The 23,657-nt window shown below is 56.2% G+C and carries 26 protein-coding genes; 14 read left to right on the top strand and 12 right to left on the bottom strand.

All coding sequences use genetic code 11. The annotated features are described in order from the left end of the window. Window positions 1-232 precede the first annotated feature (232 nt). On the bottom strand, window positions 233-1,189 hold the full coding sequence (locus NLY36_RS20395) for a hypothetical protein (RefSeq protein WP_023736254.1): 957 nt from the start codon (window positions 1,187-1,189) through the stop codon (window positions 233-235). A gap of 210 nt (window positions 1,190-1,399) precedes the next feature. Between NLY36_RS20395 and NLY36_RS20390 the strand changes: the two genes are divergently transcribed. The 6 genes from NLY36_RS20390 to NLY36_RS20365 all read left to right on the top strand — a co-directional run bounded on the left by NLY36_RS20390 (window position 1,400) and on the right by NLY36_RS20365 (window position 6,652). After that, window positions 1,400-3,049 (top strand): RecQ family ATP-dependent DNA helicase, encoded by a 1,650-nt coding sequence (locus tag NLY36_RS20390; RefSeq protein ID WP_245260277.1) that lies wholly within the window; start codon window positions 1,400-1,402, stop codon window positions 3,047-3,049. Window positions 3,050-3,201: 152 nt separating this feature from the next. Then, entirely contained in the window at window positions 3,202-3,462 is a 261-nt protein-coding gene (locus NLY36_RS20385) for a hypothetical protein (RefSeq protein ID WP_156933222.1), read from the top strand. Continuing rightward, window positions 3,462-3,794, top strand: coding sequence for a His-Xaa-Ser system protein HxsD (hxsD, locus tag NLY36_RS20380; protein WP_023736252.1), 333 nt, complete (start codon window positions 3,462-3,464; stop codon window positions 3,792-3,794). Before NLY36_RS20385 ends, hxsD begins: the two co-directional genes overlap by 1 nt. Next, window positions 3,787-5,244: a His-Xaa-Ser system radical SAM maturase HxsB gene (hxsB, locus tag NLY36_RS20375; protein ID WP_023736251.1), complete on the top strand. Its 1,458-nt coding sequence runs from the start codon at window positions 3,787-3,789 to the stop codon at window positions 5,242-5,244. Before hxsD ends, hxsB begins: the two co-directional genes overlap by 8 nt. 1 nt (window position 5,245) lies before the next feature. Next, entirely contained in the window at window positions 5,246-6,421 is a 1,176-nt protein-coding gene (gene hxsC / locus NLY36_RS20370; RefSeq protein WP_023736250.1) for a His-Xaa-Ser system radical SAM maturase HxsC, read from the top strand. Window positions 6,422-6,436: 15 nt separating this feature from the next. Continuing rightward, the gene (locus tag NLY36_RS20365; RefSeq protein ID WP_023736249.1) at window positions 6,437-6,652 is read left to right on the top strand and encodes a hypothetical protein; all 216 of its coding nucleotides are present in this window, start codon (window positions 6,437-6,439) and stop codon (window positions 6,650-6,652) included. Between the two features lie 13 nt (window positions 6,653-6,665). On the opposite strand, the gene NLY36_RS20360 is transcribed toward NLY36_RS20365, so the two are convergent. Both NLY36_RS20360 and NLY36_RS20355 read right to left on the bottom strand, forming a co-directional pair. Beyond that, entirely contained in the window at window positions 6,666-7,454 is a 789-nt protein-coding gene (locus tag NLY36_RS20360; protein WP_156933221.1) for a hypothetical protein, read from the bottom strand. Between the two features lie 86 nt (window positions 7,455-7,540). Further along, on the bottom strand, window positions 7,541-8,452 hold the full coding sequence (locus NLY36_RS20355; RefSeq protein ID WP_023736247.1) for a CFI-box-CTERM domain-containing protein: 912 nt from the start codon (window positions 8,450-8,452) through the stop codon (window positions 7,541-7,543). Between the two features lie 674 nt (window positions 8,453-9,126). On the opposite strand from NLY36_RS20355, the gene NLY36_RS20350 reads away from it, so the two are divergent. Further along, complete coding sequence (locus NLY36_RS20350) at window positions 9,127-9,909, top strand: hypothetical protein (protein WP_023736246.1); 783 nt, start codon at window positions 9,127-9,129, stop codon at window positions 9,907-9,909. 303 nt (window positions 9,910-10,212) lie between these two features. On the opposite strand, the gene NLY36_RS20345 is transcribed toward NLY36_RS20350, so the two are convergent. The 4 genes from NLY36_RS20345 to NLY36_RS20330 form a co-directional block, all read right to left on the bottom strand. Beyond that, the gene (locus NLY36_RS20345) at window positions 10,213-11,784 is read right to left on the bottom strand and encodes a M12 family metallopeptidase (RefSeq protein ID WP_197031294.1); all 1,572 of its coding nucleotides are present in this window, start codon (window positions 11,782-11,784) and stop codon (window positions 10,213-10,215) included. Next, a complete protein-coding gene (locus NLY36_RS20340; protein ID WP_198020850.1) occupies window positions 11,784-14,183 on the bottom strand; it encodes a S8 family serine peptidase in 2,400 nt (799 codons plus the stop codon). The genes NLY36_RS20345 and NLY36_RS20340 overlap by 1 nt, the downstream gene beginning before the upstream one ends. A 32-nt stretch (window positions 14,184-14,215) precedes the next feature. Continuing rightward, window positions 14,216-15,730: a tyrosinase family protein gene (locus NLY36_RS20335; protein ID WP_023698875.1), complete on the bottom strand. Its 1,515-nt coding sequence runs from the start codon at window positions 15,728-15,730 to the stop codon at window positions 14,216-14,218. A gap of 625 nt (window positions 15,731-16,355) precedes the next feature. Continuing rightward, window positions 16,356-16,931: a recombinase family protein gene (locus NLY36_RS20330; RefSeq protein ID WP_023698874.1), complete on the bottom strand. Its 576-nt coding sequence runs from the start codon at window positions 16,929-16,931 to the stop codon at window positions 16,356-16,358. An 813-nt stretch (window positions 16,932-17,744) separates the two neighbouring features. Between NLY36_RS20330 and NLY36_RS20325 the strand changes: the two genes are divergently transcribed. From NLY36_RS20325 to NLY36_RS20305, 5 genes are all read left to right on the top strand, one after another. Beyond that, complete coding sequence (locus NLY36_RS20325; protein ID WP_156033689.1) at window positions 17,745-18,029, top strand: hypothetical protein; 285 nt, start codon at window positions 17,745-17,747, stop codon at window positions 18,027-18,029. 379 nt (window positions 18,030-18,408) lie between these two features. Then, the gene (locus tag NLY36_RS20320) at window positions 18,409-18,708 is read left to right on the top strand and encodes a DUF1236 domain-containing protein (protein ID WP_023669226.1); all 300 of its coding nucleotides are present in this window, start codon (window positions 18,409-18,411) and stop codon (window positions 18,706-18,708) included. Window positions 18,709-18,787: 79 nt separating this feature from the next. Further along, window positions 18,788-18,979 carry a hypothetical protein gene (locus tag NLY36_RS20315; RefSeq protein WP_023697149.1) on the top strand — a complete coding sequence of 64 codons (192 nt, stop codon included), beginning with the start codon at window positions 18,788-18,790 and terminating at the stop codon, window positions 18,977-18,979. Window positions 18,980-19,484: 505 nt separating this feature from the next. After that, entirely contained in the window at window positions 19,485-19,688 is a 204-nt protein-coding gene (locus NLY36_RS20310) for a CsbD family protein (protein WP_084026228.1), read from the top strand. A 394-nt stretch (window positions 19,689-20,082) separates the two neighbouring features. Further along, window positions 20,083-20,376, top strand: coding sequence for a helix-turn-helix domain-containing protein (locus tag NLY36_RS20305; protein ID WP_084026227.1), 294 nt, complete (start codon window positions 20,083-20,085; stop codon window positions 20,374-20,376). A gap of 64 nt (window positions 20,377-20,440) precedes the next feature. Here NLY36_RS20305 and NLY36_RS20300 read toward each other — a convergent pair whose 3' ends face one another. Continuing rightward, complete coding sequence (locus tag NLY36_RS20300; RefSeq protein ID WP_023736243.1) at window positions 20,441-20,602, bottom strand: hypothetical protein; 162 nt, start codon at window positions 20,600-20,602, stop codon at window positions 20,441-20,443. Window positions 20,603-20,671: 69 nt separating this feature from the next. Between NLY36_RS20300 and NLY36_RS20295 the strand changes: the two genes are divergently transcribed. Continuing rightward, entirely contained in the window at window positions 20,672-21,085 is a 414-nt protein-coding gene (locus NLY36_RS20295; RefSeq protein ID WP_348626949.1) for a hypothetical protein, read from the top strand. Between the two features lie 69 nt (window positions 21,086-21,154). Here NLY36_RS20295 and NLY36_RS20290 read toward each other — a convergent pair whose 3' ends face one another. Together NLY36_RS20290 and NLY36_RS20285 are read right to left on the bottom strand one after the other, a co-directional pair. Beyond that, a complete protein-coding gene (locus tag NLY36_RS20290; protein ID WP_023670916.1) occupies window positions 21,155-21,400 on the bottom strand; it encodes a hypothetical protein in 246 nt (81 codons plus the stop codon). A gap of 81 nt (window positions 21,401-21,481) precedes the next feature. Continuing rightward, window positions 21,482-22,255, bottom strand: a complete 774-nt coding sequence (locus NLY36_RS20285) for a DUF2062 domain-containing protein (protein ID WP_444849009.1) — start codon at window positions 22,253-22,255, stop codon at window positions 21,482-21,484. A gap of 25 nt (window positions 22,256-22,280) precedes the next feature. Between NLY36_RS20285 and NLY36_RS20280 the strand changes: the two genes are divergently transcribed. After that, window positions 22,281-22,532, top strand: coding sequence for a GlsB/YeaQ/YmgE family stress response membrane protein (locus tag NLY36_RS20280; RefSeq protein ID WP_023699159.1), 252 nt, complete (start codon window positions 22,281-22,283; stop codon window positions 22,530-22,532). 87 nt (window positions 22,533-22,619) lie between these two features. On the opposite strand, the gene NLY36_RS20275 is transcribed toward NLY36_RS20280, so the two are convergent. Beyond that, the gene (locus tag NLY36_RS20275) at window positions 22,620-23,012 is read right to left on the bottom strand and encodes a DUF4112 domain-containing protein (RefSeq protein WP_023737211.1); all 393 of its coding nucleotides are present in this window, start codon (window positions 23,010-23,012) and stop codon (window positions 22,620-22,622) included. A gap of 55 nt (window positions 23,013-23,067) precedes the next feature. Next, complete coding sequence (locus NLY36_RS20270; protein WP_023737210.1) at window positions 23,068-23,562, bottom strand: YidB family protein; 495 nt, start codon at window positions 23,560-23,562, stop codon at window positions 23,068-23,070. Window positions 23,563-23,657: the final 95 nt, after the last annotated feature.

The following is a 23,657-nucleotide window of genomic DNA, read 5'->3' as shown; positions in this document are numbered from 1 at the left end:
TTCCAAAATGCTGTTGGCATCCCGCACAAGCGGCCCGTGCAGAACTATCGTGCAGTAGCCACCAGTTAGTTTGCGGGACATTTCCAAGCGGTGATGATCGATTGTGATTTGGCCCAAGTCGTACAAGCCACCGTAAGGCTGGTGACGAGGCATTCGAGCGCCCTCGGGCGAGCAAGCCACACCGATTAGGAAACCGTCCAGCACACTAATCCCCATACCCCATGGGGACGCGTTAGTTGGCTTCGACGATACTGCTCTCGATGAGCGTCCGGCCGTCAAAGAGGCACCGGATTGTATACTTCACGTGGACGTTGAAGGCGTTCTTTGCCGTGAAAGTCGAGTCAAGAGCTACACGCCCGTCCTGTCTGACCGAATAGGCGACATCCAGAAACTTGGAGAAGTCCACAGTCGAAGGGCGCGTCGCGGCAGCCTTCGCCGCCCGCTCGCAGGCAAGCACGGCATCACTCTGTGAGATCGGCGTCACGGCCGCGAAGGTTTTCCCCGCCTCCGACGGACGGAACCAGACGTTAAAGGGTGCTCCGGAGGAAGGGTTGCAGGTCACGAAGAACACCGGGTCCTTGGGCTTGCTGCGCGATGGAGACAACGCCACTGACGCAGTATCGAGATCGGAGCAACCGGAATGCTCCTGCGCAATCTTGTTCGTGACGGCGACGATCTGAGGCATGAACTTTGAGGTGTCGTCGTCCCAGATGAAATCTGTTTCCACGTACACCCGAGTGCCCGCGCTAGTCCTCTCTATCCCCCGCAGGATCTTGGTGGGCACCCAGCCCCTAACGTGGGTGAGCCATTCAGGCGTAACAATTTGGACTTCGCTCCAATCTCCTTCCGTGCATAGCTGTTTCACGGTCGTTGAGGAATCGATCTGGTGGTATCGAATGGATCCGAGGATCGATGAGGCTTTCTCATTCTTGATTTTGTGGCCCTCGTTTGAGGGCGCGGTTCTTGGCGCGAACTCATCTATCACCGCGACGACGTTGCTCGAGGCGGGCTGTCCGATGCTGCACGTGGATGCAGGCCGGGGAGTCGCAATGGTTGTCTTTGTCGCCTTCGGCGGCATTACAGCCGTGGGCGCGCTGATGGAGTTAGACGGCGGGTTGTTCTTCGTGTGCGGCATGATGATCCACGCGGCCAGAAATAGAAGAACGGCAGCCTGCGCCAGTTTTCTCATCTTACCCCCGATTTGTCCTCGGCAACGGCTACAGCAAGCGTGGGTCGCTCCCTCAGTCCACCCCGTGAACAGCTCTACACCCGGCTTTAACGGAGGTTCGCTTATTCCTACTGGACTCTGCTTCCAGCGATAGCCGCCAGCTGCTGACTAAAATCGAGGAAATTTGATCTGAACGCGCCATCCAGTAGTTGGTCTGTTGTCCGGAAGCAGGTGCTGCAACGCGACGGCCACTGCTGTGTCTCTTGCCGCCTCAAGCTAACGTCGGCGGATGCAGACGTCCATCACTTGCTACCACGCTCGATGGGCGGGACAGACGAGCTGTCGAATTTGGTGTCGCTTTGCGATGGCTGTCATGCGAGCCATCACCCGAACTTGGCAGGTGGCCTCGCGAGACGCGCGATTGAGAGATGGGCAGTGCGACTTGCCAAATGGCTAGACCGTGAGGAAATCGTGACCGAAGCGGCGGGCAACTTCGGACCCGCGTTACGGCTGTTTGGGCTGAAGCGATTTCGTCACGGTCAGCTCCCAATCATTTTGGCGGCTCTCTCAGGGAAATCCATACTGGTTGTTAGCCCGACAGGCTCCGGCAAAACCTTGTGCTTTCAACTTCCTGCCATGCTGAGACGTGGGGTCGCCCTTGTGGTCTCTCCCTTGAAGGCGCTCATGTCCGAACAGGTGTCCGACCTTCTAGCCAAGAAAATACCGGCAACGTTCATCAACAGTGATCTCAGCCGCGACGAGAAGGAGATCCGCTTTTCTCTGCTTGGCCTCAAGGCGATAAAGCTCCTCTATGTTGCGCCGGAGCGGTTTTTCGTTCGCAGCGATGCGGAGCGCAGCCAACTCAAGCGCAGCGAGCCGTCCTTTCTTATCATAGACGAGGCCCATTGCGTTGATCGCTGGGGTGACGACTTTCGCCCCGAGTACGGGCGCTTGCGAGAGGTTCGGGAAAAGCTCGGTGCTCCCCCGGTCTTGGCTTTCACTGCTACTGCTGGAAAGGAAATGCAGGACCGGATTCTCGCCTCGCTTGGCATCCCGGACGCTAAGGTGTTTGTCCGCGATGTGGATAGGCCAAACATCGCGATGTTGCGACGACATTGTCGATCTGAACAGCGAGCGCAGGAAATAGCATCCATGCTGGCGCTGCCCCAGTTGAAGGGGCAGAAGGCGATGATTTTCGTCCCTACGGTAAAAGTGGGTGACGAACTGCGGACTGCTCTGTCAGCGATGGGCTTGGACATCCCATTCTATCATTCCAAACTGGGAACTGCATGGGAGCGGCAGGAACTCGTGAAGCGCTTCTTGGGGCAGAGCCGCCCAGTGGTCGATCAGATTGTCTGCACCAACGCCTTTGGCATGGGCCTCGACGTTCCTAACGTGCGGCTGGTGGTGCACTGGCAACAATCAGCATCTGTTGAAGACCTGTTGCAGGAGTTTGGCCGCGCTGGAAGAGATGGGAAGCCGTCGGTCTCGGTCATGTTTCACGACGGTAAAGGTCGAGGTGATATGGGACGCCTCAAATTCATGGCCGAGATGACTGTCTCGAATGCACCGGGGGATGAGCACCAAAAAGCGGTCATGCTGGAGCAGCGGACCCGGAACATCGATCAAGTGGCCGGGATGCTCCGCTCGACTTCTTGTTTTCGCAATTCAATCCGCAACTATTTCGGCGATAGCGAGGGACGGCACAAACTGAGCATCGCAGAGCGGATCCTTGAATGGGTTTTTGGAACACGTGCGCCGATAATCCGCCACACCGCTTGCTGCGATAGCTGCGACGCCGCAACCATCAAAAAACACGGCGCGATTGCTTATGTTGCACGGGTCATGGGAGGTGACTTCCCGCGTTTAGGGCGAAAATGACCGATTTGATTGTGCTCAGAAGGGTGAACGTCATCTTCTCACCACAGTATTTGGCTTGAACATTAGTGATCTCTTAAGCACTTCTCCACAATCGGTACTTGTCCGGCTTGGCGCGTTTTGCTAATGAGTCCGTACAAACGGGGGTTTGGATAATGTCGAAACGCAATTTCCTGTCACCAATGGCCTTGTCGGCCACGATGATTCTCGGTGGCCAAGTTCAGGCTGCAGTCCTTGTCGAATCGGCAAATCAGCCTTCGGCCAAGCTCGCTGAAGCTGGCATTGTTCCGGCGGACCTCGGCTACGGTGAGGTGCTCGACCGCTCAAATGGTACAGACGTCATCATGGCGTACCATACCAGCCATTCAAGCCATGCTAGTCATGGGTCTCACTGCTCTGGCTACAGCTATTGTTGATGTCGGACACCTCTCGCGATAGCGAGCTCGTCCAGACTGCCCAAGTCAAGTTTGATCTGTCAGTCTTCAGCCTCGACTGTGTGAAGCGCGCAGCGTATCGGGTAACCGGCAACGCTGCGGTTGAGATCACGATCGAAGGCGGCTTCGCAGTATGCACGATCAACTTCAGCAAGGCGGCCGCGCGAACTTCGGCCGACGCAGCGGTAGAAAGACTGCGGCTAGAGGTCTTGGATCAGGACCTGCGTAGCAGCATCGCCGCCGAAACCGCCACTGTTAGAAACGCGATACTGGCGCTTGCGTTTTCCAGATCGGGCCTACAGTCCGATGACTAAGTTTGCTCCGGCAACTGAGTTCCAACGACCGTTGGACGACACATATCAGCTCGCGTACTTCCGTTTTTCCCAGTTGGACGACGAGCGGTATGTGCTGACCAACCAAGCGGGCGAATATCTGGTATTGCCGCGCGCCGTGCTGGCTTCGTTTGTCAAGCACGAGCTTCCCAGCACACACCCTGCCTACTCCCGCCTGCGCAGCAGGCAATTCCTCTTTGATGCATCCTCCAATATCGGCAAGGAGCTGCTGGCGCTGAAGGTTCGGACCAAGGCAAAAAGGCTGGAGAACTTCACATCGCTTCACATTATGGTCGTATCGCTGCGTTGCGAGCACTCCTGCCCCTACTGTCAGGTATCTCGCCAAAGCGAAGATCGTTCAGCCTTCGATATGTCAGAGGAGACTGCCGAGAAGGCGTTGGCGCTCATTTTCCAGTCTCCAAGTCCGGCTATCAAGATCGAGTTCCAAGGCGGCGAGCCGCTTCTGAATTTCCCGTTGATCCAACACGTCGTGCATCGGGCTGAAGCGATCAACAAGGTCGCCGGGCGGTCGCTGCAATTCGTTATCACGACGAATCTCGCTGTCGTTACGGACGAAATCTTGGAGTTTTGCCGCGAGCACAGCGTCCTAATTTCTACGTCGCTTGATGGTCCGGCCACTCTTCACAATGCCAATCGACCGCGCCCGGGAAAGAACAGCTATGAATTGGTTGTGGCAGGTATCGACAAGGCCAGACTGGCTCTCGGCCATGAACGCGTCAGCGCACTTATGACGACGACCAAAGCCAGCCTTCCACTGGTGCGCGAGATCATTGACGAATACGTGCGGCTAGATTTCCCCGGAATATTCCTTCGGCCGCTTTCCCCTTACGGCTTCGCGGTCAAGACAAAATCATACGCCGCCTACGATGTGGACCGCTGGCTCGACTTCTATTTCGACGGGCTGAACTACATCCTCGAACTGAATCGGAAAGGCATTCCCTTCAAGGAGTTTTACGCGGCCACCATCCTTACAAAGATGCTCACGCCCTTCGAGCCGGGATATGTGGACCTGATGAGCCCGGCAGGCATCGGTATCTCTGCTGTTGTCTACAACTATGACGCCAGCGTCTACGCGTCCGACGAAGCGCGAATGTTGGCCGAAATGGGCGACAAGACATTTCTGCTCGGGAATGTCCACGAAAACACCTACGGTGAGATTTTCGGGTCCGATGCTCTCCTCGATCCTATCGAGCAGTCTTTTGCAGGCTCCGTACCGATGTGCGCCGACTGCGCTTACGAACCCTTCTGTGGCTCCGATCCAGTGTTCCATACCGCAACGCAGGGCGACTTTGTTGGCCTCAAAACGCGGTCGGGATTCTGCAACCGCAATATGTCGATCTTCAAGCGGCTGATTGCGCTTATGGAAAGCGACGTCACCGCTCGGGAACTGTTTCTAAGCTGGGCGAACTAAGATGTTGCGACTGAGTGGGTTCGCTGCGTCAGCAAGCATCGGTGATTTCTCTCAGCGAGTGGCACTTAGGCTCGTGACGGGCCAAGCTGATCAAGCGCCTAATCCGGAGCATGATGCGTATCTTTTCAAAGGACAGGCGTTTCATTCTGAATGCCAGTGGGTTGTCACCTTTGAGGAGCATCGGCCAGAAGCTGAGCGCCTGTTTTCCAGCCACCGGCTCGTCGTTCTGCCAAACGATTTCGACTATCTCGGTGAGGGCGACGTCATCCGCTTTGTCCCGGACCGCAAAGCTGTGCGCGTGCTATTCAGAAAGGGTGCCAACGCCAACTATTTCCTCGTCACGGAACGCTGCAACCACCTGTGCTTGATGTGCTCGCAGCCACCTAAGGACGTTGACGATCGCTGGCTGGCGCGGGAAATCCTGGACGTGCTGCCCCTGCTGCCTGCAACGACCCCGTTTCTCGGGATCACCGGCGGTGAGCCGACGCTGGTGGGGGAGGACTTTTTTGACATTTTGTCCTCGGCTCGTGACCACCTTCCTTTTACGCCAGTTCATATTCTTTCCAACGGCCGAACATTTAAGGACCGGCAATTCGCAGAGCGGTATCAAGCGATTGGACATCGCCGCCTTTCGGTAGGCATACCGATCTACTCGGCGGACCCGGAGATCCACGACTATGTGGTTCAATCCAGGGGCGCTTTTGATGAGACCATCCGCGGGATCATGAACCTGAAGGCCGTTGGGGCTGAGGTTGAAATACGAGTGGTCGTTCACAAGCAGACCTATGAAGGTCTCGCCGATCTGTCAGATTTCATTTTTAGAAACCTCACCTTCGTAGACCACGTGACGTTCATGGGGCTGGAGATCACTGGCTTCACAAGGGCAAATATGGATAAGCTCTGGATGGACCCGTACGACTATCGAAGTGAGTTGCGGGCGGCTGTGCAATATCTGGCTGCGGCCAGGATCAATGTTTCAGTTTATAACCACCAGCTTTGCCTCATCGACGGATCGATACATAAGTACGCAAAGCGGTCGATCAGTGACTGGAAAAACGAGTACGTCGAGGAGTGTGCAATGTGCTCGAAACGGGAAGAATGTGGCGGCTTCTTTTCGTCGAGCAACCTTGCACGAAGTTCCCACGTATCCGCATTCCGGCAGGAAATGGATTTCTGAACAAAAGGAGATCGAATGGACAGCTCTGAGATGACGAACGTTAAAGATTTGCTCATGAAAGCCAGCATGGAGATTGCCAAACTTGCTAGCAGCCTCGACCATTATGTGCAGGACGACAATAATCCTGAGCACAAGAAGCTATTCGAGGAGCAGGTTCGTGATGCTAATGAATTTCATGCTGACATAGACGATTTGATTGCTTTATTAACTCTTGGGCAGAGTCCATTTTAAACTTACTTGACAATCAAGCCTGCAGTTGAGTCCCGACAAAAATGAGCTGAGCCCCCTGAGTCCATGCTTCGAGCGCAACAACTGCAGCCATTCCGTCGAGTTCGTTCTTAGCGCGCTCCATGAGTGAGTCTATGCGCCTCATTTGGAGGGCGCCGGGGCCGCGTCTCGGCCTCTTGCGTTGGTAGAGCCGTTCGATTTGTTCCCCCAGAGAGCGATTTTCCTTTTGGAGGTTCTCGCGCACTGACGCCGCCATTTGCTCTGGGCTATATTCTCGCACAATGCGGGGATCTGAGCATACGTAGCGCCGGGTTATGTCGTAAACTATACGATGTATGCCGCTGGCACCGGCGAGCGCGGCGAGTATGTCCGAGGGTTTGATCAACAGCGATCGACTGAGGACGTTGTCGGACTGATATGCGGCATCGTAGGCCTGCCATGTTGCGAACCGTGGAGCTGAATAGAACACTTGCGCGCCGCTGGTTTCGAACTCTATTAGCCTTTGGAACTGATGTCCTCCGACATCAACACGAAACTGCCAGAATGGATGATCGAGCGTCGGGACCGTTGTCTCGTTGGCAGTTCGACGGAAACGTTCAAGTTGCTGGCCAAGCTTAAATTGAGCCAGCAAAATTCCACCCGTCGAGCTGAACGAAACGTCAAATCCTAGCTCTTCTTCGTGAATTAGACTGGGGAGGAAAGGGGTGGCCGTGCAGCCAAACAGCTGCAGAAGCGATTCAATCTCACGTGTGACCCCATATCCGTATGAGAATTCTGAAAGGCGCTCGTGTAGGTTAATGACCATTAGATATCCATCAGCTTGCAGGTTCACGTGTGGTGACGGTTCTCAGCCTTATCTGCCGAGTCCAATTGCAGAACACGCGATTGCAATCAGCGAAGGTTCCGATCACCCTCATAGGGCAGTTTGCGCAACCGAGTATGCGCGAAACGAGCCGCTGGTCGCACCACAATGAGGAACGAGATTTTCCGAAGGAGTGTGCTTCTCTTTATCACCGAAGCTAGCGAAGGTCCGATCCTATAGTAGGTGTCGATGAAGGCCTTTCCCCACCACTTCTTTAATATCCATTCATCGCGGAATTCTCGCAGCAGCACGACTTTAGGATGGTCATAATCTCCCAAGGTCGCTGTGACAACAAAACAGGCGTCGGCCTTCTTCTTCTCTATCACGGGTGGTGAATACGTCCCGTCAATTGAGCGGATAGCTGCCACCGCTTGATCCATCCTTGATCTGAGCAGCTGCTCGTAGCTGTCCGTGATACCTAGCGCTACCGGTATGCCGTTGTTGAATCTGTCCCGAAAGGTATAGCCTTCGATGTTGTCTTTACAGAGGTGGACAATGTTATCGAGCGTGGTCCGATCTGTTGGCGACCACATTCTGGCCTTGTCGAGTGCATCGATCATCTGAGATACGTGTACGAGATAGCTTTGCCAAGTGTTGTCCAACGCAGCATACTCAACCATATGGTCACGTGCGATTCGGTATAGGGCAACGACGATGGCATTGACCTCTCCAACAACCTCGTTTGTGACCGTTGTTTTCGCCGCCTCTGGAGTTGTCGCTAGAGCGTGACTAAAGGCAATCAGAGTTTCGTTTAGGCGAAAATTAGCTAGTGACGATTGCCATCCAGCTGCCTTGCCCTTTCCGACCCAAGCCTCGGAAATCGTCGGATCGATTTCTAAAACCCTATTGTAGTAGCTGAAAGCTTCCTGCTGATTGCCACCGGCAGTAGCCGTCCGCGCCATCCCTATTAAGTTGACGACACTGTTTTCTTCGGAACTCATCTGACTACCCCAAATTGGCTCGTCTTATGCGAGCCTTCCCCTAGCTGCCGTCACTACATTGACCAACTGGGTCGCTTGTTACAAGTCTGTTGGGTTTACCAGAAGACGAGGGCGGTTGATAACATCAAGGTATACCCTGAGGCGACGTAACTAGACTGGTAAGGCATGGCGTAACATCTGGGTTAACATCGACCATTTGTGACAGGGTGGAGTTGAACCTAAACCTCGATGTGACATGGCGACAAACCGGCTCGATGTAGATGCAGGTTAAATCAAGCGAATGCCAGCTTTGCGCCCCACTCCTTGCCTATGCCCAACTCAGACGTCACCAATGGTGATGCCACGAGTCGCGGTGCGGCGGCATCGGCAATCCACGTAGGGTGATTCTGATTCGTCGCCGGAAGCGGGCGTCCAGTTTTCGACTAGTTTTTCCGCGTCGCCTCCAACTTCGCCGGGACCGTTGTCCTTCCTAGTGCTGCTCACAATAACGATGTCTATCCGCCTTTCTGTGGGTCTTGGCAGGTCAAACTGCGTACTCAAAAATAAGTACGCCTGCTTGGCGACGTTGCTTACCGTAAACACCCAAAAAAGTTTCGCGACATAAGTTGATTCAAGTTGCAAGCTCAATAAAAAACGCGCAGCAATACTCTTCAGAAGTACATGGGGGAATCCGTATGCGAAAGCTGTTCGTTTTCGCGGCACTGATTTGTGCCGTCTTGCAAGGTTGCGTTTCAACATCTTTCAGCGACCTCCAGCCGATCAGTCAGACGGATATCTACAAGGTCATCGCCGAGGTAAAGCGACAGATAAGTGTCTATTCGGCCTATCAAAATTCGTCGCTTGGCTATGTCGCTGTTGTTGCAAAATCTCGGACCAAGGTCTGCGGCAATGGGATGCTCGGCTTTGACATCGTCTCCGTAAAAATGGAGCTTCTTTCCACGTCAGAAGGAACCGCTGGCGTTGGCGCCTCATTGGGACCAGGACCAATCGGGGGAGGCGCCACAGCCGGGGGTTCTGTCGGAGCAAGCCAGGTCACTACCGACAGCCAGACCCTCCTTATTCAGGAAGAAGTGTCGTCCAGCAGCAAGGCTGTTCCGTATGCTTCCGACATGCTTGAGAGAGCTCCGATGGCCAAAGCGATGGTCAATCTATGGAGTGCGGCTCTGCAGAGTGGAGACGACGCCAGCGACATCTGTCTTAGGCTCAAGAAGGGTTCAGCGGACGCAAACATCTTCAAGATGTCCATCACCGTGGTGAAGGACGTGAACGGCAAAGTCAGCATCGGACTTGCCCCAGTGGCCTTAGCCGCCAACGGCGAGTTCAAGGGGACGACCGGCAACACCATTACGGTGAAGTTTGAGCCGCACGATTTCAGTTTGCCGACTCCGCCGCGTCCCAGGCCTTGTCCGCCAAAGGACACGAGCCCACGCTGCCAGCAGCATTTCGACCCGGCTTGAATGATCGCACGCGCGCTACTTGGGGAGTCCAGTACCTCTGTTTTCCCAGCCTCACTTTCCAAGTAGCTGCCAGTCCCCTTCCGGCCCAACTTCGGTTGCCTTGGAAAGGCTGTCACAGATTCTGCTTGGATTGAAGTCGGAGCGCTCGCTGGCGACCCAGCGCGATCCGTTTTGACCGGATGCGGGTCCTGGGGTGGCGGCGGATGTGCGAAATCCTGCCGAACGTCCGCGTCACGACGATTTGTCCCTTTACCTGTCCCGCTCTCTCGATCCAGAAGTGCACGGCATCGCGTCAGCCGTCAGCTACTTGCTGATGAAGGCCAAATCTGCGGCATCTTGCGGGACCACCGAAGCTCCTCTGTCGGCAAAGACGTCATGGTCGAACGCGTTCGATAGGGCCTCGACTTCGGACAGTGAAATATCGGGAAACTGCTCAATGGTCGCTTTCAGGTTCTCAAATTTCCGGCCTGTCTCGGGGTCATTTTCTGCCTCTCGGTAGAGCCAGACCTTTCCGCCGGTCTCGACAAGCTTCTCCGGTCCCCCGGCAGCGTCGAAAATACAGTTCTTCCCGCAGCTTTCACCCGGAACCAGTTCAACCCACTTGGGGCCACCGAGATACACCGCCGCGTACATGGTCTTGGCTTTCACGGCAGGGACCTTAAGGGCAACCATGGCGTCATAGAACATGCGGTGCGTCTGACGCCATGGGCGAACCAAGTTCTCCTTGTAGCAATAGTGGTCATGCAAAGCGGCGGCCATGAGATACTGCTCGTCGAACGGCTGCCCGACAACCGCCTGTGCCCATTTGGGTATTGATGCCCCATCCGTCGAGCCACTGTGCACCGCAGCGCCCCAAGCGGCGTTGCGCGCCGGCGCCTTCCAGCGCACGTTCGACTTGTCGGTGAAATATATGTCATTCTTCAGATAGCAGAGCCCGTGGTCGCGACAGCCCTCCGGAAAAAGCTCGAGCTTGCCTTCAAAACCGACTTTGGGCGGATCCATTGCAATGCCGCCGTTCGTATAAAGGGTTCGGACTGCGTCGACATCGCAGTCGGCAATATAGGAGCGCTGCCCGATCTCGATGCCTTCGGGAACCGTCTCGATTGTCTTGAGGACGTCGGGGCTTTTCGAGAAGGCATATGGACCGTAGTGCATCAACGAACCGTAGCAGTACTGTCCGACGTCCTCAAAATTGACTGGATCCCTTCGAAAATTGCCCTTGTAAAAACTAATAATGTTCTCTTCCAATACGACGACATGCTGCCCTCGATCTTCTCGCGCCTGCTCGTGATGAAGACCCAGTGCATGCCCGATCTCATGCATCGCGTTGCCCGTCGAGCAACTGTCGGCAAGATTGATGACCTGCCTCCCTCCGATCATCCCCACGCTTGAGCTACAGCCGTCGCCGGCAACGAACTCGACGTAGTTGCCTTCCGGCTTAGCAATCTCCTCGAATTTTACCTGTGCGGCATCCTCCCATGCCGCCAGCGCGGAGTAGACGCGCTGCTTGTCCTTCAAGGAGGCGTCGATCCTGTAACGCATCACCTCGCCGGGCCAACGCAGTTTCTCATCGCGGGCACCCAGGCCAAAGAGGACCGGCTCCGAAAGAGACATGAGATTTGTTCCATCTGCCAGCGATGCCAAGTTCGCCATCGGGCCGAGGATAATGTCTCCCTGGTAGAGCGCCTCATCCTGGGCACTACGCAAAACGGAAATCTGTCTCAGGCCGCCACCCACCGCTAGGTTGAGTGTGACAGGGTCGCCGCTGCCGGCCTGCTCAGGAAGCGTTTTGACCGAAACGCCATCCTGAGCCATCAAGTCGCCCCACGGGCATAACGCCATCATTGAAACCAAAACAATCGCGAGCTTGCGCATCATTGCATCCTTGGAACCAGGTCTTTGATATCAGTCGTCAGCACGGTCACTCTCTCGCCGCCCCGTTTTTTCAGGCTCAGTTGGGTAGCATTCGCTTCGCATGTGTTGCTGTGAAACGCCCCCCCTTTATCGAGGTAGTAAAGAAACCGCTTGCCTGTAGGGTCAGATGGATCCTTGGCGATCTTGATGATCTTCGCGTCGACCGGGTTGCTGAAGCCGCCCTTGCAGAAGTCGTCCAGGTGGATATCGCCGAAGCTACCCGTCAAGCGAGTCACCGTCCCTTTCAACACAACGTCCACGACATCCTCGTATAGAGAGATCGCCTTGATCGGATTAAGAGCCCTGCCATCTTCGATACCGTCGAGTTCGGGGAGCAGGTCGGCGGACGCGAGAATCCTCATCGCGACCTGGTTCGAACCGTTGGCGCCCTCCGGCGCCAGCGCCGCGACGATCGCGGCCACGTAGGCGACCATCGGGGCGGAAAACGACGTGCCGTTGAACTCGCCTTCAACGTAATGATCGTTCGTGCTGTCGGGAATCCAACTGGCGATGTGGCAGCCGGGGGCAGCTATCCGTACTGCGGTCTTGGAATAATTGGAGAAACTTGCGCGCTTGCGGCCATCGAGCGAACCCACCGTAAGCAAGGTGGGCCAATCGCCGGTTCTCGCCCCCCAGCTTTGGGGGAAAAGGTTGCCGACACCGATATCGACGCCCTGGTCAGCATTGTTCAGATTGTTGTTGCCGGCGGCAACGATGATCAGTTTATTCTTTCCGTATTTCGTCAACGTGCTGAAGATTTTGTCCTCATCGGTCGATGTGAAGCTCAGATTGAAAACGTTCACGTCCGACTCGGCGAACGCGCTTTCGAATTTCGTGTAGTTCAGAAAGGTCGTTCCGTTGGCGGTCGAATAGACTTTCCTCGGTTGGATTTGGATCTGAATCCCCAGTGCCGGCAACACACCGCGCAGGCTCGGACCACCCAACGCCACGCCTGCGACGGCCGTCCCGTGCGTAAAGTCTTTGCCCATTTCGGTCTCAGCCCTGTCACGGGGATTTGTCGTCGAGGTGGTGAATAGCGTATCTGGAAACGCATCTTGGTCATCGTGCGCAGACACAAAGCCGGAATCCAGAATCCTGATAATGGCCGTGCTGGTATGTTTTCCCTGCAGGTACGCCTCGACGCGAGATTGAGCGAGAGTTCGCAGGAACTCGTCGGCGAATGCCTTCGTCCCCCAGTTCAACTGCTCTTTCGACGTGCACTGGTCGCTCGCCGCCGAGAGGATCGGGAATCCACTCTGTTCCTTTATCTCCGGCGCAGGACTCGCGCCGGAGAAAGCCGCTTTCACGCTTTCCGTTGCTGAACCGGTGTCAAACTTTCTGACGGCGGCCAGGTCAATGGGGATTTCCGTTTGCTGCCGGACTGGCACAAGCGTGACCACCATGTCACCCAGGGCGAGCTTCGAATGCCGGCGCGTCTCACCAGGGGGAACGATCCATTCGACGGATCGCTGGAAACTTTGCGTATCCGATGTGCCTGGCGCATCGCGCTCCCAGACCTGCTTCCACTGCTCGGCAGAAAGCCCGCCGTTTGGTTCGCTATATTGTTTCAGGGCGAATTTGACGGCGTCGGCATCGTTTCCGCTCAAAACGTTGTCTAGAGCGGAGGCAACAAGGTCACGATCCACTCCGCTGCGGACAAGCTCGTTTCCGGCCAGAAAAGTCTCCGGCACGGCACGTTCCGCAGCAACGCCGATCTTGGCAGCCCTTTTCAACGCCTCCTTCACGATAAGGTCGTCGTTGGACGGAATGGCAGGACCGTCCTGCGAGCATGGGGCGGAGAGCGTGTTCCCGCAATAGGCGTTCAAATCCAGCCCGATCGAATTGAGATAGGTTGCTGAGCCAGAACCGGGATCGGAATTGCTGCTGGTCAGTTTGGTGGGCACGCCCTGTCCTGCGGGGCCGAAGGGCATCCCGAGGGCATTCTCACCGCCTGCACGGGTAAAATACCCCCATAATGTGGCCTCGCGGTTCGCGAACGTCGGCGCTCTCTCGGTCTTCGGCGCCGGCAGGCAGGGTGGGAACTGCAACGTCGTGCCGGCATCGTCAAGCTTGATACCGCCGTCAGCCCCGACGTCGGTGCCCTGCAATTTGAGCGTTTCCCGGAACAAGTCGTTGTTGCGGAGGGTGTCCTCACCGCACAAAACCTCCACATACGTGCCGAGCCGGGCTCCGGGAATGACCCTGTAGGACGTGCGGGCCCCAAACCTCGCCACGTAAGATACCAATTCGGGCGGTATGGGCTGGTTTGCATATTCAAAATCAACGAAGACGAGATCGTTGCTGTCGGCGGCGGAGGTGTCTGTCGCGCAAGCGATTAACGCTGGGACCAGGGCGAGCATTAAGCTCCTGAGCTTTGCCAAGCGCAACGCCATTAGCGCGAAACCGCTTGAAGTTCGATCGATGCGACCTCCAGTTCGACCCCATTGCGCAACGGGCCTTCACTGTCACTTGTAAGCAAGTCGAAGGGAACGATCTTGATGATCAGATCGGACGTCTTTGGCATCGCGCGAAGGCGTTCAGTGACGTTGAATGACTGCGACCCCGCCGGCCCGTGATGGCTGTGATCCAGTCCAAACAGGCCCAGGGTGCCGAGGTAAGGGGACGACGCCCGAGTGTCCGCCGGTCCCGGATTGACGTACACGTCAAAGCCCGACAACGGCGCGTTGCGAAACGACAATCCATTGAAGGCGACAAGGATGTCATTAACGTCGGATGCCATGGCGTCTTGCAGCGTCGTATCGGCACTGTCGAACTTGGCGGTGTCGGAGAAGTTGACGACGGTAGGTTCAGTTGAGGAGAACACAAGGGCTCGCGTCGCCGCGATGACGGCTCGGGACCTCGCCGCGACATCGAACACGCCTGGATTCCCGCCAGTCGCTGGGGGCAACGCGAGTGGCGCCTTGGAAAGGTCCTCGTCGGCGTACACATATCCGAGATCACGGTGGTTGAAATAGATCCTACGTTGAACGGTCTTTTGCGTTCCGTCCCCGTCGAAGAAAATCCAAGCATCCGTATCAAAATACGACGCGGGTGGTAGTGCACCCCACTTACGGCCGGGATCGCCCGACCAAATCGCCCAGATGCGGTCGATGTTGCTGTGATGGACCCAAAAGATGGGGTCAAACGCTGCCCTGGGCACATCCGCCATCGCCCCGCTGACGTCGCCGATTTGGCCCCCGATCGCGAAATGGAGCTGATCGTGCGGACGTCGCTCGATGAGACCCTTCGTTCCTGCGTCTGCGTCGCTAAGTCCGCCTCCAAACCCGTCCTCGTCTGTCCGGCCGAAGAAATTCGGCTCAAGCATGAGGTCGTCGATCGCAACCGCCTCAGCTGTCAGCGCATGTGTTCCGGCGACAAAGGAGAGCTGGCGATTGCGGTGGTAAAGTGGGTTCACTTCATTGCCACCGGAACCAGGTACTACGAACCTCGCGAACTCACGAGGAAAGGTCCGCTGCGCCTCATTTGTATAGTCCCAGTAGGGCAGGGTCAGCGCCGGATTGCCGCTTGCTGCGCGAAGGATGCGCTCGAAGAAATATAGGTAAGCGCGGTGCCACGGCAGAAACTCGGCCGATGGTGCCCCAAAATGCGGGCATTGGTTGAAGAAATCTCTCACCTCAAGGATTTTGGGATCGGCAAGCGCGGCGTCTTCGAAGGCTTCTTGGCTCACGGCGTGCATCGCAGCCTGGAAGAACCAACTCGTCGGATCCGATGGTGGACGACTCCGCATGACCTGAACACCGCGCCGGAACGAGGCCATTTTGGCGCTGTCTTGGGCAAACACATGAAGGGGAAAGCGGACAAGGTTGTCCGCGGCTCGCGTTGCGGTGGCCACACCTGCAGCCCCGAGCGCAGCAGTACCTATCATCAGTTCCCGTCTGTTTATCATGCCTTACCCCCTTAATGCCGCACGTGGCCGCTAGCGGCCCCGTTTGCGGCCGCTGATGGTCGCAAGTCGATCGGCATCGATGTTGGAGATTTGGCGAACGGTAACCTAACGCGCTCGCCGCGAACCTCTCGACGCTATGACGAGGCTGCTGGTGAGCAGTAGACTGTCACCAATAGATAGAATGGCTGATAGGGACGCTTGTTGACCATAACCGACCCCCTCAATGCAAAGAAGAAGAGCTGCAGGCAAAGCTACGCATCGATGCAAGGAATGAAGCTTCGTCGCGGAAACCTTCCCCTGCATGAAAATTCTACGTAAATTGATAACAGACGCTCCCGATTGTCAAGCCTGAGCGTAAGAAACCCAGGTATTGAGCAATATCGGCCCAGAATAAGTCAACAAACCGCCATTTGAAAACTCCGCCATAACTTTTGTGTGCAGAACGCGCGCCTGCCACTAACGGTGACAACTGTGCGCCCGAACTGCACAGCGTTTCCAAGCAGCGCAAACAGCATCGGGTCGGAAACGAATGGCCGCTCTCATCAGTTCGCTTATCTAGCGGGGAGTGCGTATCGCTGCTAATTGCAAAAGCAGTCACCTTACGACAAAACGCAATCGGAGCACGTTAGGGTTCGGTCGGGTCATGTTGAAATTTAGACCTGCCGTTCAGAATTCGATAAACCTGCATTCGAGAACAGCCGACAGCCTTCGCGATTTCGGTGGGTTTGACCCCATCACCATGGAGTTGGATCACACGTTGGTAGTCTAAGCGCTGCTGGCCACCCTTGTAGACACCATTGCGTTTGGCCTGTTCGATACCGTCACGCTGGCGCTCTTTGATGAAACGGCGCTCCATTTGGGCGACCATGCCGAGAACGGTTAGCACTATGTGGCCCATCTCACCTCTTGTCGAAACGTGCGGGTCAAGTACCGTAACGAATGCCCCTTTCTGCTCACACTCGTAGATTAGATTTAGCACGTCGCGTGTATCGCGGCCGAGCCGGTCCAGCCTTGTCACCACCAGTTCATCGCCTGGCCGTAGAAAGTCCAAAACAGTGGCTAGCTCGGTGCGTCCGTCGCGGCTTCCACCCGACACTTTCTCGGCACGAACGATTTCGCAGCCTTCAGCTTTGAGCTTTGAGTGCTGGCTTTCGAGATCTTGATCAATTGTGCTGACGCGAGCGTAACCAATTCGAGCCATAGCCTGTCACCTCAAGGTTTAGGCTCGACGCTACCTTGTCACAAATAGTCGATGTCAACCCAGATGTTACGTTGACGTGTCGCCGGCGGGTTACGTCACGCGGGGGTATACCCTGATGTTATCAGCGACTACCCACCCCTCGGCTAAGGCACCGGTTTTGAAATTCGCTTGATGGTGCCCCTGCCCTTGCCGTTCGATGCCGTCAATTCTGTCAACGTGTCGCGACGAGAGCTAGTCCCTGTCGTGCTGGTCCCTGTCGTCTCATCAGTAGCGTTGCGTTAGAAACCGTAGCAGTCCGGCGTCGTCTCCCTCAAAGCAGCGCCGGTAAGGCTCGGCGCCCTTCTTGGTTTCCCCGTATGTCAAAAGGACGTCGCCGGGCTTTACCCGGCCCGTTCCTCATCGCTTGCGGGGTGTCCTGATGGCTAAGCTTGGCCCCGTGGTGGCCGAACCAAACCTTCCGAAAAGCTTTCCCAGGCTGGCGGCAGCCGAAGCGCTGCACAAGACCCCCTGGGGCACCACAGCGACACCACCAAGCTCTAAGTCAGGTCCAGTCGGCCCCTGCTGATGAGTGCCCTTGGACAGATGGATTGCGTTTGCCACCAAAAAGGAGTCGTACCGGCCCGTTCTCAGCACGTCAGCCGGAACGGGCCATGGGCAGAAACAGCCAACTGGCTAAAATCGCAAGACGACCGAAGGACCACGTCGGCGATAGCACCGGACCCGACGGCGCCCGTGTCGCCAGTAACTACGGCAGACTCTTCTCCAGCCCCGCCGGCGGCGGCGGCGCCGGTGGTAGTAGTCTGGGTCGTAATCTTGGTCGAAGTATCGCCGATGGTTGACCGGCTCCACTTCCGCGTGAGTACCTTCGTTGTCGAAGGCGTCTGGCGCGTCGAGTTCTTCGAGAATGCCGCTTTTGGCCGCTGGAACACCGGCCAATGCGTTGATAGGCCGGACCGCGCTTGCAAAGGCTGCTGCCCCTGCAACGCCAAATATCGCTGTCAAAAAGGATCGCCGATCCATAGTAAACCTCCCAAGTTACATGAGCTGAACGAAGCGCCCCGCCTGCTGAAGGAGCAGGCCCAGCGCACGGTAAAATAGAGGATTCGCCAGCCAAGCAACTCGCGAATCCTATCAGCGCAGGAAGGGACCTGGCTGCGCCGATCCAAGACATGTCAGCTAAGGACGACCGCCATTACCAGAAAGGTAACGGCTGTTGCAAAAATCGGTGCGAGCAACCATCGCGCCTGGCCAACACTTTGATCCATTTGTTCTCTCCCGTTGTGGAGAACCAACAACCTGAAGCCCTAATCCGTTCCGCCTAGTCCAAAGGTAAGACCATTGCGTTGTACGGTCGGACTTTAGACCAATCGGATTAGACAAAGGTGCGTAGGCGGGAACGTTTACCCCGGTTCAAAGTTGGTTGCCGGGCAGTGCGGGACGATGACCGTCGTGTGCCGGTCCTTGCAGGAGAGAAGATATGAAGATGCACTTCGTGAACACCGCCGCAGCCATGTTGCTCTTGGCGGGGATCGGCTCCGCCGCCGCTGACGACATTATCATCCAGCCGGAACAGGACACGGTCATCCGTGAGTATGTCAAGAAGCAGCCCTTGGCTTCGGTGAACCTTCCCGGCGTGGAATTGAACGTCGGGACAGCTCTGCCGGAAACTGTGGAGATCCACGAGGTCCCCAACGTCAAATACCGTTACGTGGTGGTCGACAACCGCACGGTTCTGGTCGATCCGGGCACCCGCAAGATCGTGAAAGTTTACGACTGAGATTTCGAACGAACCCACGCTCGCCACCCTTGGGTGGCGAGTGTGTGCATTCAAACGATACTCAGCCGGACAACTGAATATGACGAACCCTGAACTCGAGACGACGCAAGCCCTCGTCGCCCGCTTGGCTGATCTCCAGGCAAGAATGCAGGCAGCACGGCTTGTTGGAGCCGATGTAACAACCTTCCGAAAGGTTGCAGCCATGATCGATGACGGCCGCGGCGACGAGCTGATCGCAGCATCGTTCCTAGTCGGCAACACGGTTAAGTGACTGAGCCGCATTCGCTGCAGCGGGCGACTGAGGCGCAAGATGTGATCGTTGACCCTGCCCAGCCGTAGAAACGGCCGGCGCGGTGGCGGCGGGGGAATTGAAGCCCCGTAAGATACATGCACATTAGCAACCACGCAATGCACCCTGACATCAGCGTTGAGACGCTTCTATTGGAATCCGCTCCTCGTGACGCGAGAGCTGGCAGATCCGTCAACCGGCTACCCACAGAAGCAGTGCGACACCGACCCCATAAGGGATGAACACAGCCGCCAACGCGACCCAGATGCCCGGATCGGCGAGCACGTGCATTTCCTTGCGAAGCTGTTCCATAGGACCCAACGGCAAAAGGCCGGCTGTGTTCCCAAACGGAAAAGGCCGGCGCACACAAGCGGTCGACGGGCATTAGGTCCATTGCTAAATCCACCAGCAAGCGCGCTTACCTGCAGCGGAACCTGACGGCCACTACGACCGTTATTCAAAAGGACAACGAAAGGAGATCGCCATCATGGACTGGAACCGCGTCGAAGGAAATTGGAAGCAATTCAAAGGTAAGGTCAAAGAGCAATGGGGCAAGCTCACTGATGATGATCTCGACCGCATAGCCGGCAACCGCGATCAGCTCGAAGGTACGATCCAGGAACGCTACGGCATTGAGAAGGATCGCGTGCGGCGATACGTCGACGACTGGTATGGTCGGCAAGACTCGTAGGATACGACAGTTGAATCTTTTCAAATAAAGGGCGCCGTCATGAACCGCGCCCTTTTCGCGTTTTGGCATCCGTGCACCGTTCGGCTCGGCCTTGAACAAGCGATTTTTGGGAACGTGTCGGCTTCCAGCCGCGTTGATCTCCACAATGGAGGTCCTAGCAATGTCCATCCACAAAGAAGACTATCGAACGAACAGAGCTGACTACCTGATAGCGAAAAGGTCAGATCTGATTGAGAAGACTAAGCCGAAAAAGAAGACGTTGCGGCGTGCAGATCAGCGTTCCGCAAAGTTATTCGAAAACCCCGCCGCGTTACCCGAGAGGCCGGCCTCACGCCGTTAGAAATCGCAGAAGGTCAAGAGGAACATTTTAGCGATATTGAATGTTCGACTGTTTATGGACAGCCGAACCGTACTCTCAGCAGATCAATCTAAAGCAGCACGAGCCCTACTGAACTGGCCGCGTGTGCGACTTGCCGCAAAGGCCAATCTTAGCGAAATGGTGATCAGCGATCTTGAGAACGAATTCAGGAGACCGCGTCCCCACAACCTCGCCGCCATCCGCAAAGCGTTTGAGGATGCCGGAATCGTCTTCACCGTCGAAGGCACTCCATCGCTAGCCCGCTCAGAAGGTGATAGCGGCCTAGCCGCTGATAATAGACAGTGGCGCCGCCGGGAGAAAAAAGCATAAGGGGAAAAGCCCGGGTACACTCCGCAACCCGATCTCTAAAGCGGCCGCTGACAAGGGCGGTTGTTCACTGACTTTGTTCCGGCGCAAAGGCCAGGGCATAGGATTCAAGCTCGAATGATCGGCTGTCTTCCTTCCCCTTCTCTACCACGCGGACGAACCATTCTCCGCAGGCTTCGACCACCTCAACCACTGTCTGAGTTTCGGTGTTTTGAACTGTGCCGCCCATCGCAATTGCCTCCACCGCCAAACGGGACAATTAATGGATTTATAAGACCTGGGGAATCGATCTTTCAAGGTGGAATCCGCATTAGCGCTGGATGTTGCATCGCGGCGCGGAGGGGTTTTATTAGCTCCCCCTCATCTTGACGCCGGCGCCGGCTGCTCCAAAGTCTTGGGCATCGCTCGGGGAAGTATCAAAGTTGGCGACGAGGTCGCAGTCACGGCGATTGTGCGCGGCCGGGTGACGCCCGATCGCATGAGCGTGACGATCCCCTCCTACGACTTCCCGCATTCTGTTGTCGATTCGACTTGGAAGACTGTGATTGGCCAGCATATGGAATTGATCGGCCCTGTCACACGCATCGACGGGGACAAGGTAACCGTCAGCCTCCGGCCATTGGTGACTGTCGAGGCCGAGCACGTGCGCCTTGTCGAAAGACATGTGGCACTTCCACGCGGGCGAAAAAAGTCGCTGGTTGACAAGGCTTAAACTTCGTTGCCGACCCCAGGAACAGCCCACTGAAACTTTCTCCTTCACATCGGCTCTGGTCGCCTCCCGCTAGCTGCCGGCGCGTTGCGATATCGGCACAGTAGACGGGTTGGCATTTTCCGAACTTTCCGCCATGTCGTCGCGATGACGTTGGCGAAGGCGCTTCAGCAGATCGCGTGAGGCTTGAATCGCCCTGCGCGATTGATCCATGTTCTGGCGAAACGTGGCGCGTTCCTCCATGGACTTCTGCCACTTCAGCAAGGTGGCCGTAGTCGCAGTAGCGGCTTGAGCGATTTCTATGGGCGTTGCAACCATCGCATTCTCCCTAAAAAGGCAATGGTAAACGCCAAATATTGCCGACGAGCGGAGGCAATTCACAGCTGTCCTACCAGCAATTCACCCCCCAGAACGGCGATGTCGAGCGGGCAGAGGGGGTGATAAAACGATGTCTTCCTGCTGCTGGAACTGGCTCCCCTTTTTGGCCAGTCGCTTGCGCCTCCGTTCCCGGAGGGCTGTCATGCCATAGCCAGTGATGCCGTACAACAACAGGCCAAAAATCAGCCCGAGTGGCACCGCACCGCACAGCATGGGCTTTAAGACCGGTGCCCACAATTGCGAAATTGAAAGGGTCTTCAACATCTCACTCAGATGGGCTGGCCGTTCGTAACTTTGCACGTGGACGTGCAACATGATCTTGCCGGTCTCCCAAGACGCTCCCACTACAAACGGGAGGGTCAGCGGGTTGCCAAAGACAAATGTTCCCAACCCTGCCGCCACCATGTTTCCTGAAATTAGCCAGCACACGATGGCGGCAATGGCGAAATGGGATCCTAGCGGAAAGAAAGACGCGAAAACCCCAGCCGCCACCCCAGCCGCGACGGCGTTTGGAGTGGCGTTCAGACGGAGAATGCGCTTTGAGACATACTGAAACGATCGCGAGAAGGAGCGGCGCGGCCACATGTAAATGCGCAATCGCTCGAAGAGACCATCAGGATTTCGCCGTCTAAAGAGCACTCTCTTGCCCACTTCAAACGCGGTCGGTTGAACGGATGGACCTCGTCTTGAAAAAAACGCAGCCTGTGCTGCTTTGTTCCGAATGGTTCCTTCGGCTACGAACGCCCTATGTGCCGGAACTTTACTGGCGTTTGGCACGTTTTCCCGTCGAACCAATTGCGGTTCCAGGAAAAGGGAAAATATGGAAGATCCAGGTGTGGGTTGGATAGCAGCGATCGTCATCGGCGGTATCGCCGGCTGGCTTGCCGAGATGTTCATGAAAAGCAACATGGGCGTGCTTATGAACATCATCTTGGGAATCGTCGGCGCTATCGTCGCCAATGTCCTTCTAGGGCTGCTGGGCGTTTCGTTGGCCGGCTGGCTCGGCTATCTTGTCGCCGGCTTCATCGGCGCGTGTATTTTGATTGCCGTGGCGCGAATGATTAAACGCTGAGCCTACAATCGAGTTGTGCACATCAGTATCGATAGGGGCGCGTGATCCTTAGGACCACGCGCCTTTCTTCAGAGCGGAAAATCGAGATCAAGCTGGTCGCGTCGCCGGAGCCTGTCCGCTGTACTTGTTGAGGTGCCGGCGTAGCAGTCTGACGTTGCGATTGTTCGCCTTGAAATAGACGTCGAAGATCGAGCCGAGAATTGGGACACTTCCTACGAGCGTATCCAGCAGCACGTTGCCTAGCATGCGAGCGACCAACCCATTTCCGGCACCGACGTTTCGAGCTCGCAAGACGATGTAGGCCGAGACAATGCCCGTCGCCGCATCTCCGAGTACGGGGACCAGACCTACGAGCGCATCCAGTCCAAAACGAATTGATTTGCCTGGAATGCGCCAGCGGGAATCGAGTAGCGCGGCCAATAGATCCAACTCGGCAAGTGCGTTTGCTGTATCACCACCGTGACCGCCCTGCCCGATCATGCCAATTCGCGCGCCAGTACGATTTAGTATCTCTCCCTGATGGATAGCCGTCACCTTAGATATCGCTTTGACCGCCTGAATTCGCTTGCGTCCTGTGCGATGGCACGTCGTCGAGCAAGGTCGTCTCACCGGAGCTTTTCGGCGCCTCAACGGGCAATTCACCAGTAGGCGTCATTTTGCTGACGGCCTCAGGCAAATCTCGCGTGATCCGGCTAATGAGCTCCTCGCGCGAAAGGCCGGTCTGCATCGAGAGGGAAGTCAGGGTGTCTTCGTCTATGGCTGCTTCCACCTCGCTTGGCTGGATCGGCTCGTTCGGCCCGGTGCCTACCCACGAATCGACCTTCGATCCGGCGCCTGCCCCTCTGAACCGGTCGAGAATATCGCCAAGCGCGGTCCCCGAAACGCCTTTTGAAAGCTGATCTAGAATCCCGCCTTGCGGATCATTTGGGTTGCGATCACCCGCTCCAAGGATCATGTCGCCGATCTTGTCGCGATTTTGGTATGCCAAGACGCCGAGCATCGCGATCGCCAATTTTCCCAGGTTAGCCATTGGTACCTCCACTGTTCAATGGACAAGGGCTCAACATCACAAAAGTTCCGACTGGCGACGATCTAATTGAATAAGGGCTGGCGTATCGACACAGA

The organism is Mesorhizobium sp. C399B (assembly GCF_030323185.1).
GTDB lineage: Bacteria > Pseudomonadota > Alphaproteobacteria > Rhizobiales > Rhizobiaceae > Mesorhizobium.
Note: the sequence above shows the minus strand (reverse complement) of the source record. Positions and strands in the feature narration are given on the sequence as shown.